Here is a 16,632-nt window from a genome sequence, read left to right as displayed (position 1 = left end):
CTGCAGCGGCGCGTTGCCAGCTATTGAATTACCACTTTTAATTCGATTCGACGATGTTCCGCAACCTCTTTGTAGTCGCCCTTTTGTTAGGCCTGTTTGCCACCGCCGAAGCTTCGGCTGCCACCGCCACCCGCCGCCCCACCCGCAAGATTGCGCCCGGCAATCACCGTCCTATCTACCGCCGCTACGGCCACCACGGCCTGTTCCACAATGGATTCCTGGGCATCCACAGCAAGCGCCAAACCAAGATTTCGGGCGCCAAAGTGGGCAGTAAGCGCCGCGGTACCCTGTAAGCCAGTACCCCCAAGCTGCGCTTGGGTCCTGTAGAGCGGCATTAAAACAGAGCTCACGGGCCCAGGCACAGCTTGGGGGACTTATACTTCGTTGTTTTTCACCGCTGCCTTGCGCGTGAGCGTGGTGACTGGCGAGCGGGTAAGCTCGGTTTCACTCTCGAAACCCGTGCGACGCACATTGGCGGCCGGGCTTTCGCCGGTGGCCGGTAGGGCGCGGTTGAGCCAGCTCAGGATGTCGGTAGTAGTGCCGGGCAGCAGGCCGTGGAAGGCGGCCAGTAGCTTCGCCGGCAGCGAAAGAATGATTTCGCCATCGCCGCGGCGGCAGGCGTTCCAGATTTGGCGGGCGGCCTGCTCGGCGTTCATCGTGATGCCGGGCAGCGAGTCGGCGATGCTGAACCAGGCAAATTCCTTTTTCTGCTGACCTTTTACCAGCGCGTGGTCGGGGCTGCCGGTGCGCAGCAGGCCGGGACACACCGTCGTCACGGTGATGCCGTGCTGCTGCAGCTCGGCCCGGAAACCTTCGGACAAGCCCACCAGGGCAAATTTGCTGGCGCTATAGGGGGCCATATGAGGGAGCGCTACCTTGCCGCCCAGCGAAGAGATGTTGACAATGCGGCCTTCGCCCCGGCGGCGCATGCTGGGCAGCACGGCCTGCATGGCGTGCAGCGGCGCCCAGAAGTGAATGGCCATGGAATCCTCGTAGTCGCGTGAATCCATGTTGTCGAGCGGGCCACCCAGGATGATGCCGGCGTTGTTGATGAGCACGTCGATGGGGCCGAGGCGGTTCTCGACTTCGGCCACCATGGTGCGCACTTCCACCTCGTTGGTGATGTCGCGGGCCAGGGTCAGCACGTCGGACTCGGCGGCGCCGGCGTTCAGCAGGTCCTGGCGGGCGCGGGCCAGTTCGGCCTCGTCGCGGGCGCAGATGGCCACGCGGGCGCCCTCGGCCACGGCCTGGCGGGCCAGCACAAGGCCCAGGCCGCGCGAGCCGCCGGTAATGAGCACGACGCGCCGGGTGAGGTCGTAGGAGCCGCGGCGGTTGCCCCACATCGTGGCGGCCAGGGCCGCCGCGCCGAGGCCGGCGGCCAGCAGCCAGTTCTTGGAAGTGCGCTTGTCGTTTTTCATGGGAGGTTGTATGCCAAACCGGCCCGAAAGGTTGCACGGAGGAGGTTCGGAAGCCGGATTTTCGGCACAGGCTGGCACGAAACGTGGTTGGCGAGGCGTTAGGGGCTGAAAGAGCGGCGTTTTCGGCCGATATTTACCCCGTCGCAGCCACCCGTTTTTCTGTGATAGCGCTTCCCCCTCCGCATTTTATGAAAGTTCTGTTGCTCTCCTCGCTGCTGGCCGTGGCCGCCGGGCCGGCCGTGCTGGCCCAGGCACCGGCCAAGTCCGTCACCACCGTCAAAACCAAGACCAAGCCGGTGGGCCAGGCTAGCGTGAAAACCAAAACCAAGGTGGCCGCGCCGGCCCCCGAAGAGCCCATGCCCGTGGCCGACGCCGCCAAGGTCGACGCCATCAGCAACGGCCTCACCACCAACATGCAGCAAAACCTCGGCCTCACGCCCCAGCAAACCGAGAAAGTGCGCGCCATCAACCGCCGCAGCGTCGACGCCGTGGAGTCGGCCCGCCTGCGCTACAAAGCCGACCCGCGCAAGCTGGCCGGCGTGGTTGAAACCGTGGGCAGCTCCCGCCTCGCGGCCATCAAAGACGTGCTCACGCCCCAGCAGTTTGCCAAATACCAGCGCAAGCGCGAAGAAAAAATGGGCGTGCCCAACGTGCAGGGCGTGCAAGGCACCCCGCCGCCCGGCCTCGGCAGTGGCCCCGGCGACCAATAGCTCAACATTGTCCGTCATCCTGAGCGCCGCGAAGGACCTTCTCACGTTTGCCTCAATTGTGCTGGCGTGAGAAGGTCCTTCGCGCTGCTCAGGATGACAGCTACGGACCACCAAAGGCGGCTGCTTGCGTATTCTTGCGCATGACGCAGCCCCTTGCCCCAGCCCCGAATCGTTTCATCGCCCTGTTGTCCCGCGCCGGGCTCGACTGGTTTCTGCTCGCGCTTATTGGCGTGGTGGCGCTGGCCTATTTCCAGCCCGGCCTGGGCAGCAAGGCCAGCCCGGTGCCTTGGAAAGCCATTACCACCCTGGGCGTGGGTCTGGTGTTTTTCTTCTATGGCCTGAAGCTGAGCTTGGAAAAGCTGCGGGCCGGCATGCGCAACTGGCGCCTGCACCTGCTGGTGCAGCTGGCCACATTTGCGCTGTTTCCGGCCCTGGCGCTGCTCATTCGGCCGTTTTTCGGCAGTGAGAGCGGCGACCTGCTTTGGCAAAGTATCTTCTTTCTGTGTGCTTTGCCCAGCACCGTGTCCACGTCGGTGGTGATGGTGAGCATTGCCGGCGGCAACCTGCCTGCGGCCATTTTCAACGCCAGCATTTCCAGCCTGTTGGGCATTGCGCTCACGCCACTGCTCACCAGCGTGGTGCTGCACACCGGCACGGGCGGCGGGCAGCTGTGGGGCCTGGCGGTGCAGCTGCTCTGGCAGGTGGTGCTGCCGGTAGGGGCGGGGGTGCTGCTCAATTCCCGCTTCCACGCCTTTGCCGAGCGCCACAAGGCTAGCTTGCGTGTGTTCGACCAGGTCACCATCCTGCTCATCGTCTTCACGGCCTTCTGCGATTCGTTTGCCGAGGGCATTTTCACCCGCTACCGCTTGGCTGATATCGTGAAGCTCGGCGCGGGCATGGTGCTGCTCTACCTGGTGGTGTTTGCCCTAATCTGGGGCCTGAGCCGCGCCCTGCGCTTCCCACGCGCCGACCAGATTGTGGCCGTGTTCTGCGGGTCGAAAAAGTCGCTGGTGCACGGTAGCGTAATGGCGAGCCTGCTGTTTCCGGCCAGCGCGGCCACGGGCCTTATTCTCCTGCCGCTGATGCTGTATCATGCCCTGCAAATTATTCTGGCCAGCAGCATGGCGCAGTATCTGGGCCGGCAAGTTGTGAGGGAGCCGGTGGCGGCAGTCTAAGTAAGCGCAAGCCTTTTGTGCGCAAAAAGGCTGCCGACCGAGTGCACTTGAGGCATCTCACTTAAGGCAGTAATCAAAATCGCCTGTCATCCTGAGCGCAGCGAAGGCCCTTCTCACGGCCGAACAAGTCGTTCCGCTATGAGAAAGTCCTTCGCTGCGCTCAGGATGACAGGCGAAACACACGTCCTGCTTCAACTGCGCTCAGCATGACGCCCCAATAACAAAGACTAAACCTTACGCCCCCAGCTTCTCCCTGAAGAAAGCCAGCGTCAGAGCCCAGGCCTCGGCGGCGGCTTGCGGGTGGTAGCTGGGCCGCTCGTCGCAGTTGAAGCCGTGGTCGGCGTAGGAAATGACGGTGTTGATGTAGGGCTTGCCGGCGGCATCCACGGCATCTGTTACTTCGGCAATATGCTCTTTTTTGATGTGTGCATCGAGCCCTCCCCAGAAGAAAAGGTGCGGGGCGTGCAGCTCGGCGGCGCGGTCCTTCAGCAGGTGGGTGCCCCCGCCGTAGTACGACACGGCGGCCGCCAGCGGCAGCACAGCATTGGCCAAGAACGACACCCGACCCCCCAGGCAGAAGCCCACGCTTCCGATTTTATCGGCCATCACCAAGACTTGGCCGCTGAGCCAGGCGTGCGCCGCCTGCAGGTCGGCCGTCAGGCCCTCCACCGTGATGGCCTGGAAGTGCGGCGCGGCTACGGTGTTGAAATCGGTATAGGCAATTTCCAGCCCCGGCGCGGCGGTGCGGTGAAACAGCTCGGGCGCCACCACGGCGTAGCCAGCCGCCGCCAGCCGGTCGGCCACGCTGCGAATGTGGTGGTTCACGCCGAAAGCTTCCTGCAGGAGAATGATGCCCGGCACCGGGCCGGTGTTGCTTGGGAATGCCGCGTAGGCGTGCATTTCGGTGCCATCGGCCACGGTTATGAGTACGTTGTTCTGGTCGCTCATTAAAGAAGGAATGGATGAGAGTTCGGGTGGGTAACAACTGAGCCGGCAATTGTTCATGCCAGGGCCGGCCCGGGCTCCGGCGAACCGGACGGGCCCTTCAGCGGTTCTGTATACTTATTCCTCTCTCTGAAAATGACCACCCCCTCCAATATCCGCCTCAACGTCCTCGACCAGTCGCCCATCCGGCCGGGCGCTACGCCCCGCCAGGCCCTGCTCGAAACCGTGGAGCTGGCCCAGCTGGCCGACCGCCTCGGCTATACCCGCTTCTGGGTGAGCGAGCACCACAACACCAACACCCTGGCCGGCTCGACGCCCGAAGTCCTCATTGCCCACCTCGGCAACCACACCCAACGCATTCGCCTGGGCTCGGGCGGCATCATGCTGCCGCACTACAGCGCCCTGAAAGTGGCTGAGAACTTCCGCATGCTCGAAAGCCTGTTTCCGGGCCGCATCGACCTGGGCATGGGCCGCGCCCCCGGCGCCGACCGCCTCACGGCCTATGCCCTCAACCCCAATAACCAGTTCAACGAGAAGGACTTCGTGGAGCAGCTCATGGACCTGCAAGCCTACCTGCGCGATGAGAAAGTGCCCGACACCATTCACGAGCGGGTGATGGCCATTCCGCAGTCGCCCACCGCGCCGGAGCTCTGGATATTGAGCTCCAGCGGCCAGAGCGGCCTGTTTGCGGCGCACTTGGGCATGGCCTTTTCCTTCGCGCAATTCATCAACGGCAACGGCGGCCCCGAGGCCGTGCGCCAGTACCGCCAGCGCTTCCGCCCTTCGCCGGAGCTGGCCACGCCGCTGGCCAACATGGCTGTGTTCACGCTGTGCGCCGACACGGAGGAAAAGGCCAACGAACTGCGTAAGGCCATGGACATGCAGCTCATCCGCTTCAACCGCGGTGAGTTCCGCACGTTCCCGTCGGCTGAGGAAGTGCGCGCCTACCAGTTCACGGCCGAAGACCAGGCCCACCTGCGTCACAACCACAACCGCGTGGTGAGCGGCACGCCCGACCAAGTGCATGCCCAATTCATCCAACTGGCCGCCGAATATGAGGTGGACGAGATAACCGCCGTCACCATCACTGCCGATTTTGAGGACCGCCGCCGCTCTTACGAGCTGCTGGCCGAAGCCTTTCATCTGACTCCCACCAACGCCTTGCAGGAGGCCGAGGCAGCTTGAACCAGCCAGCCATCGGCAGCGGCTCCGCCAACGGCTGTGCAAGTACTTTAGGAAAAGGTCAGCTTTATAGCTGGCCTTTTTTATTGGTAGTCAATTGTTTGGTTGATGAAATTGCTGATGGATGCTGGAAGTGTGGGAGGGATGAGCAAATTTCCCGACTTCTTTATTTGGAACAATTCTAAATAGGCTGCACCTTTGCACCGTATTTTGAATCTGTCTAAATAAGCTATGCGCTCAGTTGTTTTTCCCCTGCTCGTTGTTGGTAGCCTGCTGCCGTTGGTTAGTGTTGCTCAGTCCGACGCCCCGCACCATCGCCATGCCAAGCGCCATGACCAGACGGGGGAAGTAACCGGCCGCATTGAGTTGGCCGACGGTCAGGCGGCTGAGCAAGTTTCCATCCGCGTGAAGGGCACTTCGCTGGGCGTTAATTCAGCCGCGGATGGCACGTTCCGCCTGCAGGCGCCGGCCGGCTGGCAGGTGCTCACGGTGACGTGCCTGGGCTGCACGCCGCAGGAAGTGACCGTGGAAGTGAAGCCCGGCCAGACCGTGGCCGCCCTGCCCGTGCGCCTGGCGCCCGGCGAGCAGCAGCTGCAGGAAGTGACCGTGCGGGGCGCCAAAAGCCTGAACCAGCGCACGCCGAGCGTGGGCAAAATGCCCATCGCGCCCCTCGACAACCCCCAGAGCACCGTCACCATCGAGCGCGAGGTGCTGGAGCAGCAGCAGGCCCTGCGCCTGAGCGACGTGCTGGCCAACGTGAGCGGCGTGTATGTGATGGGCGCTACCGGCGGCACCCAGGAAGAAATTGCCAGCCGCGGCTTTGCCTACAGCAGCGCCAACACCTTCAAAAACGGGGTGCGCTTCAACAACGGTATTATGCCGGAGGTGAGCTCGCTGGAGCGCATGGAAGTGCTGAAAGGCAGCGCCGCTATTCTGTACGGCAACGTGGCCGCCGGCGGCATCCTGAACTTGGTGACCAAGAAGCCGCAGTTTGAGCGCGGCGGCTCGGTGGGGCTGCGCGTGGGCAGCTTCGGTTTCGTGAAGCCGCAGTTCGACGTGTACGGCGCCGTGGGCCAGAGCCAGAAAGTGGCCTTCCGCCTGAACGGCACCTATGAGCGCGGCGACAGCTTCCGCGATGGCGTGAAAAGCAACCGCGTGTACGTGAATCCCTCGCTGCTTTTGAAACTCACGCCCAAGACGGACCTCGTCATCGAAGGCGACTACCTGCGCGACAACCGCACGCCTGATTACGGCATCGGGGCCATCAACTACCAGATTTTTGACTCGCGCACCCGCTTCCTGAACACGGCCGACGCCACCAACGCCACCAACCAGAGCAGCGCCACGGCCACCCTCACCAGCCGCCTCAGCGACACCTGGCAGGTGCGCGCCGTGGCCGGTTTCCAGCGCTATGATAATGAGCTGCGCAGCGCCGCCCGGCCCACGGCCAACGTCATCAAGCCCGGCCGCAACTACGGCAACTGGCAGCGCAACCTGCAACGCACCCAGACGGCCGAAAACTACTACTTGGCCCAAATTGACCTGACCGGCACCCTGCGCACGGGCCGCATTGGGCACACGGTGCTGGTGGGCGCCGACGCCGACCAGTACAACACCAACGCGCTGTCCTTCATCGCGCAGGCCTACGACTCGCTCAATATTCTGGACCCCAGCCGCGCCTTGGGCCGCCCCAAAGGCGCCGTGAGCGGCTACGACGCCATGCGCTACAACACCCGCACGCTGGGCAACACCCGCCGCGCCGGTTTCTACGCCCAGGACCTCATCAGCCTGTTCGACCACGTGAAGGTACTGGCCGGCCTGCGCTGGAGCTACCAGGAAACCCCCACCGACGTGTACACCTACCCCGGCCTGGCGCTGCCCGCCACCAACGCCGCCACCGTGGCCGAAAACCGCCGCTACGACAACGCATTTTCGCCGCGCCTGGGCCTGGTGTACCAGCCCATCAAAACCACCTCGCTGTTTGCGTCTTACTCCAATTCCTTCACGCCCAACTCCGGCTTCGACGAGCAGGGCGGGGCGCTGGCGCCGTCGCTTATCGACCAGTACGAAGTGGGCATGAAAAACGAGCTGTTCAAAGGCGCGCTGTCGGCCAACGTGACCGGCTACCGCATCGTGAACAGCAACCAGGCCCAGGCCATTCTGCCCACCGACCCGCGCTTTGCCACCAGCCGCGTGGCGGCGCCCCAGGAGCTGGCCGGCGAAGTGACGAGCCAGGGCGTGGAAGTGGACGTGCAGAGCCGCCCGCTCAACGGCATTTCGCTCATTGCCGGCTACAGCTACAACACCACCACCTACACCAAGAGCAACATTTACGAAAACGGCAGCCGCCTGCGCTACAACCCCGCCCACACGGCCAACGCGAGCCTGTTCTACAGCTTCGCCAACGTGTTTGCCAACAACGCCACCCTGCGCGGCCTGAACGCCGGCTTCACGGCCTACTACGTGGGCGACCGGGTGGGCGGCCGCAACACCCGCCTGCTCGACCCTAGCACCGGCCGTCCCTGGGCTTCGGGCAGTGACGCTTTCCAATTGATTTCGGTGCCCGACTATTTCCTGTTCGATGCTTCGCTGGGCTATTCCTACGACCGGTTCTCGTTGCGCTTCAAGATGGCGAACCTGCTCAACGAGCTGAGCTACAACCTGCACGACGACAACAGCATCAATCCCATTGCGCCCCGCACCTTCTCGGCCACGCTGAGCTATAAGCTGTAATCAGCCGTAATTTGCCCGCCATGAAAAGCCCGTTCAAACGCTTCATTCGCAACATTCACCTCTACCTCGGCTTGGCCTCGGGCCTGGTGATTGTGTTCGTGTGCCTCACGGGCAGCATCCTGGTTTTTGAAAAAGAGATAGAGCAAGCCTGGCACCCGGAGCGGTACACTGTGGCTCCGGCTACTACGTCCGCGCTGTCGCTGGCTCAGCTAACTACCGCCGTGCAGGCCTACAAGCCCAAGGCCAAAATCGGCGGCTTTAAGGTATACGCCGACCCCGCCCGCAGCATGGAGGTGAGCCTGGCCGGTGGCCCCGGCGGCAAGGGTGGCGAAGGCGCCAAAGGCCCACGCTCCGGCGATGGCAAAGCCCGCGCGGAAGGCGCCGGTCCCGCCACTGCCAAGCCTGGCGAGGGCGGCCCCGGCAAAGGCAAGGGCAAAGGCGACGGGGGAGGCCCCCGCATCTACGTAAACCCCTACACGGGCGCTATCCTGGGCGAAATCAACCCGCGCGAAACGTTTTTCCACACCGTGGAGCAGCTGCACCGCGGGCTGGTGGCCGGCAAAATCGGCAAGCTGGTGATGGGCGTGAGCGCCTCGATTTTCCTGTTCATTCTGGGCACGGGCCTGGTGCTGTGGTGGCCCGCGGCGCGCAAGGCTCTCACGCCCCGCCTCACGGTGAAGTGGGGCAGCGGCTGGAAGCGCCTCAACCACGATTTTCACATTGTGCTGGGCTTTTATGCTTCGCTCTTTCTGTTCGTGATGGCGCTTACCGGCGTGGGCATGTCCTTCGATTGGGTGGGCGCGGGCATCAACAAGCTCACCCATTCGCCCCTGAAGCGGCCCGAGCCGCCGGTATCCGTGGTACCCGCCGCGGCCGCCGAACCCGTCGCCAAAGTCGGTGCCGATGCCGTGCTGACCCTGGCCCGCCAGCAGGCTCCGGATGCGGAGTTTTACTCGGTGCAGCTGCCAAAAGAGGCCACCGGCAGCATCCGCGTGGCCGTGCTGCGCCCCGGCGCCATTACCGAAAACGCCACCGACGAGGTGTACCTGGACCAATATTCCGGCCAGGTCATCAGCGGGCAGACGTATGCCCAGCGGCCCGTGGGCCAGCGCATTCGCGGGCTGTTCAAGCCGGTGCACACGGGCGCCATTGGGGGCCTGTCCACCAAGGTGCTGGCTTTTGTTATTGCACTGCTGGGCGCCACGTTCCCCGTCACGGGCACTGTTATGTGGCTGAACCGCATCCGCAAAAAGGGCAAGAAGCAGCCGCAGCTGCAGGCCGTTTAAGTACCCCCAAGCTGCGCTTGGGTTTAGTTGAACGACGGCCAAGGTATGCTGCCGAGCACAGGCACAGCTTGGGGGGACTACGCAAACGTGTCCCAGCTCAGCCGCAGAATAAACGCGCCGACCACCACCAGAAAAAGTGCCCGTACAAAGCTGCTGCCGCGCCGCAGGGCCATGCGTGCCCCCAGCGTAGAGCCCAGCATGTTGCAAATGGCCATGGGCACGGCCACCTTATACAGCACTTGCCCGGTCGAGATAAAGAAGATGAGCCCGGCAATGTTGGTGGCCACGTTCACGAACTTGGCCGAAGCCGAAGCGGCCAGAAAATCATAGCCAAACAATCCCACGAAGACAAACAGCAGCAAGCTGCCCGTGCCGGGCCCAAAAAAGCCGTCGTAAAACCCGATGGCCGAGCCCAGCACGATGCCCGTGATGATTTCGCGCTTGCCCTGCAGGCGCGGGGCGTGGATGCTGCCAAAATCCTTGCGCCAGAACGTGTACACGGCCATGGCCGAGAGCAACGCCAACACCAGCGGCCGCACCGCTTCCTTGTGCAGGCTGCTGGCCGCCCGCGCCCCCAGCAGCGCAAAACCACCCGCCACTAGTGCTGTGATGGCCACCGTGCGCCAACGCAACGGCACGGCATCGGGCCCGCCCAGGTAGCGGCGCAGCGCCGCGGCCGTGCCCGCCAAACTGGCCACCTTGCCCGTGCCCAGCACCGTGGAATAGGGCACGCCCGGCAGCAGCAGCAGCATGGCCGGCAGCTGAATCAGTCCGCCGCCGCCCACCTGCGCATCAATAAACCCGGCCAGAAAGGCAAAAAAGTAAAGCAGTAGCAGCGAAGCCGTCATGGCGCGAAGGTAGCGGCGAGCCCGGCCCAACGGGAATATTCAGTGTGGGCAATGCTGGGCGGAGGCACGGGGTTCGGCATCAAAATCAATGGCATAGCTCGCGCGACGCACCGCTTATTTTTCTTGCCATTGGCTATGCAGAGTGCCTCAATGTTGGTGCAAGCTCCGACACAGCGCCATGGAAGACGGGGGCGCCGCCGGGGCCTGCTAGCGGGCCCCGGCGTTGCGCGCGCGGTTGCGGGGGCCGTACTTTGGTGCCGCAACCCCTCCGCCTGGCCGAAGGCAACCAACCCCATAGGCTCAACCGCGAGGCGGGGCCGGCTAACCATCACACATGTACAAGGCCCTCGTCAAACCCGCACTGTTTAACCTCGACGCTGAGCGCGCCCACCACTTGGTTTTCGACAACCTGCGGCGGGTGGCCCGGGTGCCGGGCGCCAAGGCCCTCCTCCAGGGCCTGTACAATTTTCAGCACCCGAGTTTGGCCCGCGAGGTGTTCGGGCTGAAGTTTCCGAACCCGGTGGGGCTGGCGGCGGGGTTTGATAAGAACGCGGCGCTAACTGATGAGCTGGCCACGCTGGGCTTTGGATTTATAGAAATCGGGACCGTGACGCCCCGCCCGCAGGCCGGCAACCCGCAGCCGCGCCTGTTCCGCCTGCCGCAAGACGAGGCCCTGGTCAACCGCATGGGTTTCAACAACGACGGTGCCGCCGCCGTGGCCGCGCGGCTCGCGCGGCGCCGCAACAGGCAGCTTATCATCGGCGGCAACATCGGCAAGAATAAGGACACGCCCAACGAGCGCGCCGCCGAAGACTACGTGGCCTGTTTTGAAGCACTGGCCGAACAGGTCGACTACTTTGTGGTGAACGTGAGCTCGCCCAACACGCCCAACCTGCGCCAGCTGCAGGAAAAAGAACCCCTAATAGACTTGCTGCAGCAGGTGCAGGAACGCAACCTGCGCCGCGCCCAACCGCGCCCCCTGCTGCTGAAAATTGCCCCGGACCTGACCAATTCGCAGCTGGACGACATTCTCGACATTGCCCGCGAAACCAAGCTCAGCGGCCTGGTCTCAACCAATACCACCATCAGTCGGGAAGGCCTGGCCACCGATGCCGGCAAGGTGGCGGCGCTGGGAGCGGGGGGCCTGAGCGGCCGGCCGCTGCGGGCGCGGGCCACCGAGGTCATTCGCTACCTGCACCAGCGCAGCCAGGGCGAGCTGCCCATCATCGGCGCCGGCGGCATTCACTCGGCCGCCGATGCCCAGGAAAAGCTGGCCGCCGGGGCGTCGCTCATTCAACTGTACACGGGCTTTGTGTACGAGGGCCCGGCGCTGGTGAGCCGAATTAACAAGGCGTTGGCGCGGGGGAAGTAGCGCGTTGGCTTTCGCCTGAAGGTCGCCGCTCAGGATAGGCTGCCAGCTGAGGCGGGCGGAATAAAGAGCTAAAGTTAGGCCGGACGACGCTTGCCAGGCAATTGGCTACGCACGCCATAATTTTTTTTGACGGCGAAAAGACTGACAAAAAGAGCGTGGTTTAGACCGTTAGCGAGGAAATAAAAGGTGAGAAAAACAGCACAAAAAAAACTTAACGTTTCCAATGAATTACCGGGCTTAACAATTCCGTAGTTTTGCACCATGCTTCAACCAAACCATCCGTTGATGAAGCGCGGAACCCTGCTCGGCCGGGAACCGCGGGAAGGCCGGAAGGCCTTCGCCGCCATCGGTTCTCCCGATTTGGCCACTGCTATTTCCGTTGGTTTTTCTGCCTGTTGCCCCGTTACCGTTTCGGATTCCGAAACGGTTTTTTTATGTCCGATGAGTTCGTTGACTGCCCTGCAGCTCCGGCATTCATCACAGCTCGCATGCGATGTAAGCGCCTCGAAAGCAGCTAGTCTTACACGTTCTTCCTTCTGACCACTACTTGTTTTCTCCACTTCGGTATGGCACGTAAAGACCTGCTCGACATCGCATCCCTTCACCGTGAGGAAATCGAGTTCCTGCTCGACCAATCCACGTCCTTCAAAAAACTGTTCACCCGCTCGGTGAAAAAAATCCCTGCCCTCGAAGGTAAATCCGTGCTCATGCTCTTCTACGAGGCCAGCACGCGCACGCACTCCTCCTTTGAGGTCGCGGCCAAGCGCCTCTCGGCCGAAGTCACGAACTTCAACGTCGACCATTCCTCCATCACCAAGGGCGAGTCGGTGCGCGAAACCATCGAGACGCTGCAGGCCATGCGCACCGATTACATCGTGGTGCGCCACAGCCATTCCGGCCTGCCCGGCATGATTGCCCGCCAAACCACCGCGTCGGTCATCAATGCCGGCGACGGGGCCCACGAGCACCCCACTCAGGCCCTGCTGGACGCCTTCACCATCAAGGAGAAATTCCCCGACCCCCGGGGCAAAAAGGTCCTCATCATCGGTGATATTCTGCATTCCCGCGTGGCGCGCTCCACCAGCACGCTGCTGCAGAAGCTGGGCATCGAAGTAGCCTACCTCGGCCCGGGCTCGCTGGTGCCCAAGTACGTGCCGGCCAGTATTCCGCGCTTCACCGACTACGAGGCGGCCATGGCCTGGGCGCCCGACGTGGTGTACCTGCTCCGGGTGCAGCTGGAGCGCCAGGACGTGCAGTTTTTCCCCAGCGTCCGCGAATACCACCGCGTCTACGGCATCACCAATACCCGGCTGGCGGAAATCAGCGACAAGGGCCTCTACATCATGCACCCTGGCCCGGTGAACCGGGGCGTTGAGCTGTGCGACGCCGTGATGGACTACGAGCGCAGCCTGATTACCAACCAGGTCGAAAACGGCATCTCCGTGCGCATGGCCGTGCTCGACTGGCTCACGCCGGGCGGCGACTTCCCGAAGCAGGAGGCGTATGCGGCTCAGCCGCGAGCCGGCTCGACGGTGATTATGCCCTAAGCGGCAACTGCTTCGGCTGGTTCCGCCCGTGTATTTCCTTCTTCAACAGCCAGAATATTCCCACACCCTTTGCCGATTTACACCCCTCATCCATTCATGCTTCTCCTTCAAAACGCCCGCATTGCCTCCGAAAATTCACCCGTCCTGCTCGAGAGCGATGTCCTGATTGTCGAAGGAAAAATTCAGGCCATCGGCAGCAACCTAGCCATTCCTGAGGGCGCCCGTGTCATTGACGCGCGCGGCCGAATTCTGATGCCGGGCATGTTTGATGCCCACGTACATTTCCGTGCGCCGGGTTTTGAGAACAAGGAAACCATTACCACGGGCAGCGAAGCCGCCATCAACGGCGGCATAACCGGCGTAGTGATGATGCCCAACACCCGCCCGGCCCTCGACTCGGCCACCGCTGTAGCCACCGTGCTGGAAAATGCCCGCGACCGGGCCCGCATTCCGGTGTATACGTCCGGCTGCGTGACCAAGAACCGCGAGGGCAAGGAGTTGGCCGAAATTGAAGGCATGCGCGAGCTCGGCGTGAAAATGCTGACCGACGACGGCGACACCACGGCCGACCCGGCGGTGCTGCTGCGGGCCATGCAGTATGCCACCGAGTTCGGGATGTTTTTCGCCAGCCACTGCGAGGTGCCGGAGCTGGCCGGGCCGCGCGCCCTCAACGAAGGCGTGATGAGCTACCGGCTCGGCATCAAGGGCTCGCCGGCCTGCGCCGAGGAAATCATCATCGACCGCGACATTCGCCTGGCCCGGGCGGCGGGCGCCCATGTGCACATCCAGCACGTGTCGAGCAAGCTCGGCATGGAAACCATCCGCTGGTGGAAATCGCGCGGCGACGTGAAAGTGACGGCCGAAGTGGCCCCGCACCACTTGCTCTTCACCGACGAGCACATCGGCGACTACGATACGAACTATAAGATGAACCCGCCGCTGCGCACGCAGGCCGATTGCGACGCGCTGCTCGAAGGGCTCAAGGAAGGCGTGCTCGACCTCATTGCCACCGACCACGCGCCGCACACACCGTTCGAGAAAGCCCAGGATTTCATCAGTGCGCCCAACGGCATCACCGGCCTCGATACGGCCCTGGTTTCGCTCTATCACCACTTTGTGGCGCCCGGCAAATTTGGCTGGGACCTGGTGGTGAAGCGCTACTCGGCCGAGCCCCGCCGCCTGATGGGCCTGCCGGTAGCCGCCATCGAAGTCGGCCAGCCCGCCGATTGCGTCTTGTTCGATACCGATGCGGAAACGACGTTCACGAAGGACTTCATGAAATCGAAATCCCAGAACACGCCCTTCATCGACCAGACCCTGAAAGGCAGCGTAGACCTGGTGGTGCTGGGCACGGAGGTACTGCTGGAGCGTTAATTGGGGACGAAGACAGGCACAAAACAGAACGTCATGCTGAGCGCAGCCGAAGCATCTCGAGTGCTATAACTAATCAACATCGTTAGACGATTGGATTACTGCTACACGCGAGATGCTTCGGCTTTGCTCGGCATGACCACCAAATAATTTCAATGAGCACTACCTCCTCTTCCTCCTCCCCCCAGCCCCTCATCGGCGTGGTCATGGGTTCCAGCAGCGACTGGGACACCATGCAGCACGCCGTGCAGATACTCACGCAGTTTGGCGTGGCGCACGAAGCACGCGTGGTGTCGGCCCACCGCATGCCCGACGACTTGTTTGCCTACGCCGAACAAGCCGGCCCGCGCGGCCTGCAGGCCATCATTGCCGGCGCGGGCGGGGCAGCCCACTTGCCGGGCATGATGGCCGCTAAAACCACGGTGCCCGTGCTGGGAGTGCCGGTGGCCAGCCGCCATTTGCAGGGCGTCGATTCGCTGCACAGCATCGTGCAAATGCCCAAAGGAGTGCCCGTGGCTACGTTTGCCATCGGCACGGCCGGGGCGGCGAATGCCGCGCTGTTTGCTGTGAGCATGCTGGCCCTGCACGACCCTGGCCTGGCGACTAAGCTGCAGGCGTTTCGCGTCGAACAAACCGAGGCGGCCCGCGCCATGACATTGCCGGTATGAGTGCCATTGCTCACGTAGCGGCCATGACCCCCGTTTTGCCAGGCAGCGTAGATGCCGCGGGCCAGCCGGCCACGCTGGGGGTACTGGGCGGCGGCCAGCTGGGCCGCATGTTTGTGCACGCTGCCCAGCGCCTGGGCTACTTCACTGCCGTGCTGGAGCCCGACGCGCAAAGTCCGGCCGGGCAGGTGAGCCATCACCACATCCAGACTGATTACAATGACCCGGCCGGGCTGGCCGAGCTGGCCAACTTGTGCCAGGCCATCACCACCGAGTTTGAAAATGTGCCCGCCCAGGCCCTGCAAACGCTGGCGCAGACCCGCCCCGTGGCGCCGGGCGCGGCCGTGGTGGGCATCGCCCAAAACCGCATCGAAGAAAAAGCTCACTTCGTGGCCTGCGCGACCGTGTCGGGCGTGACCTGCGCGCCCTACGCGGTAATTGAAACGCCGGCCCAGCTGCAGGCCGTGCTGAATGAAAGGGCCTACTTGCTGCCCGGCATCCTGAAAACCGCCCGAATGGGCTACGACGGCAAGGGTCAGGTCCGCGTGAAAACCGCCGCTGAGCTGGTTGCGGCCTGGGCAGAGCTGGGCAGCGTGGCCTGCGTGCTGGAAAAGATGCTGCCGCTCACCGCCGAATGTTCGGTGCTGGTGGCGCGCGGCTGGGATGGGCAGGTTGTGAGCTTCGCCCCGCAGCTCAACGTGCACGTCGACGGCATTTTGGCTGTGACCCACGCGTACGAAGGAAACATGCCGGCTGCCCTGGCCACGAGGGCCCGCGAGGCGGCCGTTTCCATTGCGCAACACCTTGGCTACGTTGGGGTGCTGTGCGTGGAATTTTTTGTGGTGGACGACGGCAGCGCGCACGGCGGCCTGGTGGTGAACGAGATGGCCCCCCGCCCGCACAACAGCGGCCACTACACCCTCGACGCCTGCGACGCGTCGCAGTTCGACCTGCAGGTTCACGCCATGGCGGGCTTGCCCTTGCCGCAGCCGCGCCAGCATTCCCCTGCCATCATGCTCAACCTGCTGGGCGAGGTGTGGCTTGACGCCAGCGGCCAGCGGCGGGAGCCGGACTGGACCGCCGTGCTGAGCCTACCAGGCACCCACCTGCACCTCTACGGAAAGCTGGACGCCCGGGCAGGCCGCAAGATGGGCCACCTGACCGTCACCGGCCCGGACGTGGCCAGTGTCAAGGGCGTGGCGCAGCGAGTCGCTGGATTGCTCGGCTTGCCGGGGCTGGACGTTGGTTAAAAGCGGGCTTTCTTACAAAAAAGCTCATCAAACAGGTGGCTCCGCCCAACCCTGGGCCAATATCCTTCTGGCAACCGGGCTGAACAAGAGCAAAAATCAGTACGGCAACGCCCGAACCAAGCAGCAGTTT

Annotated in this window: 14 protein-coding genes; 11 read left to right on the top strand and 3 right to left on the bottom strand. The window is 63.3% G+C overall.

What is annotated here, in order from left to right; all coding sequences use genetic code 11:
- Positions 1-53 precede the first annotated feature (53 nt).
- The gene (locus MUN81_RS16790) at positions 54-293 is read left to right on the top strand and encodes a hypothetical protein (RefSeq protein ID WP_245112484.1); all 240 of its coding nucleotides are present in this window, start codon (positions 54-56) and stop codon (positions 291-293) included.
- An 81-nt stretch (positions 294-374) separates the two neighbouring features.
- Here the strand turns inward: MUN81_RS16790 and MUN81_RS16785 are convergent, their stop codons facing one another.
- The gene (locus MUN81_RS16785) at positions 375-1,418 is read right to left on the bottom strand and encodes an SDR family oxidoreductase (RefSeq protein WP_245112482.1); all 1,044 of its coding nucleotides are present in this window, start codon (positions 1,416-1,418) and stop codon (positions 375-377) included.
- Between the two features lie 188 nt (positions 1,419-1,606).
- On the opposite strand from MUN81_RS16785, the gene MUN81_RS16780 reads away from it, so the two are divergent.
- Together MUN81_RS16780 and MUN81_RS16775 are read left to right on the top strand one after the other, a co-directional pair.
- A complete protein-coding gene (locus MUN81_RS16780; protein WP_245112481.1) occupies positions 1,607-2,128 on the top strand; it encodes a hypothetical protein in 522 nt (173 codons plus the stop codon).
- 140 nt (positions 2,129-2,268) lie between these two features.
- Positions 2,269-3,303, top strand: coding sequence for a bile acid:sodium symporter family protein (locus tag MUN81_RS16775; protein WP_245112479.1), 1,035 nt, complete (start codon positions 2,269-2,271; stop codon positions 3,301-3,303).
- A 234-nt stretch (positions 3,304-3,537) separates the two neighbouring features.
- On the opposite strand, the gene MUN81_RS16770 is transcribed toward MUN81_RS16775, so the two are convergent.
- Positions 3,538-4,251 carry a dienelactone hydrolase family protein gene (locus MUN81_RS16770; protein ID WP_245112477.1) on the bottom strand — a complete coding sequence of 238 codons (714 nt, stop codon included), beginning with the start codon at positions 4,249-4,251 and terminating at the stop codon, positions 3,538-3,540.
- 132 nt (positions 4,252-4,383) lie between these two features.
- Between MUN81_RS16770 and MUN81_RS16765 the strand changes: the two genes are divergently transcribed.
- The 3 genes from MUN81_RS16765 (at position 4,384) to MUN81_RS16755 (ending at position 9,449) form a co-directional block, all read left to right on the top strand.
- A complete protein-coding gene (locus MUN81_RS16765) occupies positions 4,384-5,433 on the top strand; it encodes an LLM class flavin-dependent oxidoreductase (RefSeq protein WP_245112475.1) in 1,050 nt (349 codons plus the stop codon).
- Positions 5,434-5,661: 228 nt separating this feature from the next.
- Positions 5,662-8,163, top strand: coding sequence for a TonB-dependent receptor (locus MUN81_RS16760; protein WP_245112474.1), 2,502 nt, complete (start codon positions 5,662-5,664; stop codon positions 8,161-8,163).
- Positions 8,164-8,183: 20 nt separating this feature from the next.
- The gene (locus MUN81_RS16755) at positions 8,184-9,449 is read left to right on the top strand and encodes a PepSY-associated TM helix domain-containing protein (protein WP_245112472.1); all 1,266 of its coding nucleotides are present in this window, start codon (positions 8,184-8,186) and stop codon (positions 9,447-9,449) included.
- A 77-nt stretch (positions 9,450-9,526) separates the two neighbouring features.
- On the opposite strand, the gene MUN81_RS16750 is transcribed toward MUN81_RS16755, so the two are convergent.
- Complete coding sequence (locus MUN81_RS16750) at positions 9,527-10,297, bottom strand: TSUP family transporter (RefSeq protein WP_245112470.1); 771 nt, start codon at positions 10,295-10,297, stop codon at positions 9,527-9,529.
- 334 nt (positions 10,298-10,631) lie between these two features.
- Between MUN81_RS16750 and MUN81_RS16745 the strand changes: the two genes are divergently transcribed.
- The 5 genes from MUN81_RS16745 to MUN81_RS16725 all read left to right on the top strand — a co-directional run bounded on the left by MUN81_RS16745 (position 10,632) and on the right by MUN81_RS16725 (position 16,502).
- Complete coding sequence (locus tag MUN81_RS16745; protein ID WP_245112468.1) at positions 10,632-11,669, top strand: quinone-dependent dihydroorotate dehydrogenase; 1,038 nt, start codon at positions 10,632-10,634, stop codon at positions 11,667-11,669.
- Positions 11,670-12,235: 566 nt separating this feature from the next.
- A complete protein-coding gene (locus tag MUN81_RS16740; protein WP_245112466.1) occupies positions 12,236-13,216 on the top strand; it encodes an aspartate carbamoyltransferase catalytic subunit in 981 nt (326 codons plus the stop codon).
- A gap of 96 nt (positions 13,217-13,312) precedes the next feature.
- Positions 13,313-14,590, top strand: a complete 1,278-nt coding sequence (locus tag MUN81_RS16735; protein WP_245112461.1) for a dihydroorotase — start codon at positions 13,313-13,315, stop codon at positions 14,588-14,590.
- Between the two features lie 152 nt (positions 14,591-14,742).
- Positions 14,743-15,255 (top strand): 5-(carboxyamino)imidazole ribonucleotide mutase, encoded by a 513-nt coding sequence (gene purE / locus MUN81_RS16730; RefSeq protein WP_245112459.1) that lies wholly within the window; start codon positions 14,743-14,745, stop codon positions 15,253-15,255.
- Positions 15,252-16,502, top strand: a complete 1,251-nt coding sequence (locus MUN81_RS16725; RefSeq protein WP_245112457.1) for a 5-(carboxyamino)imidazole ribonucleotide synthase — start codon at positions 15,252-15,254, stop codon at positions 16,500-16,502. Before purE ends, MUN81_RS16725 begins: the two co-directional genes overlap by 4 nt.
- Positions 16,503-16,632 lie beyond the last annotated feature (130 nt).

It is taken from the genome of Hymenobacter sp. 5317J-9, from assembly GCF_022921075.1.
Lineage (GTDB): Bacteria > Bacteroidota > Bacteroidia > Cytophagales > Hymenobacteraceae > Hymenobacter.
Note: the sequence above shows the minus strand (reverse complement) of the source record. Positions and strands in the feature narration are given on the sequence as shown.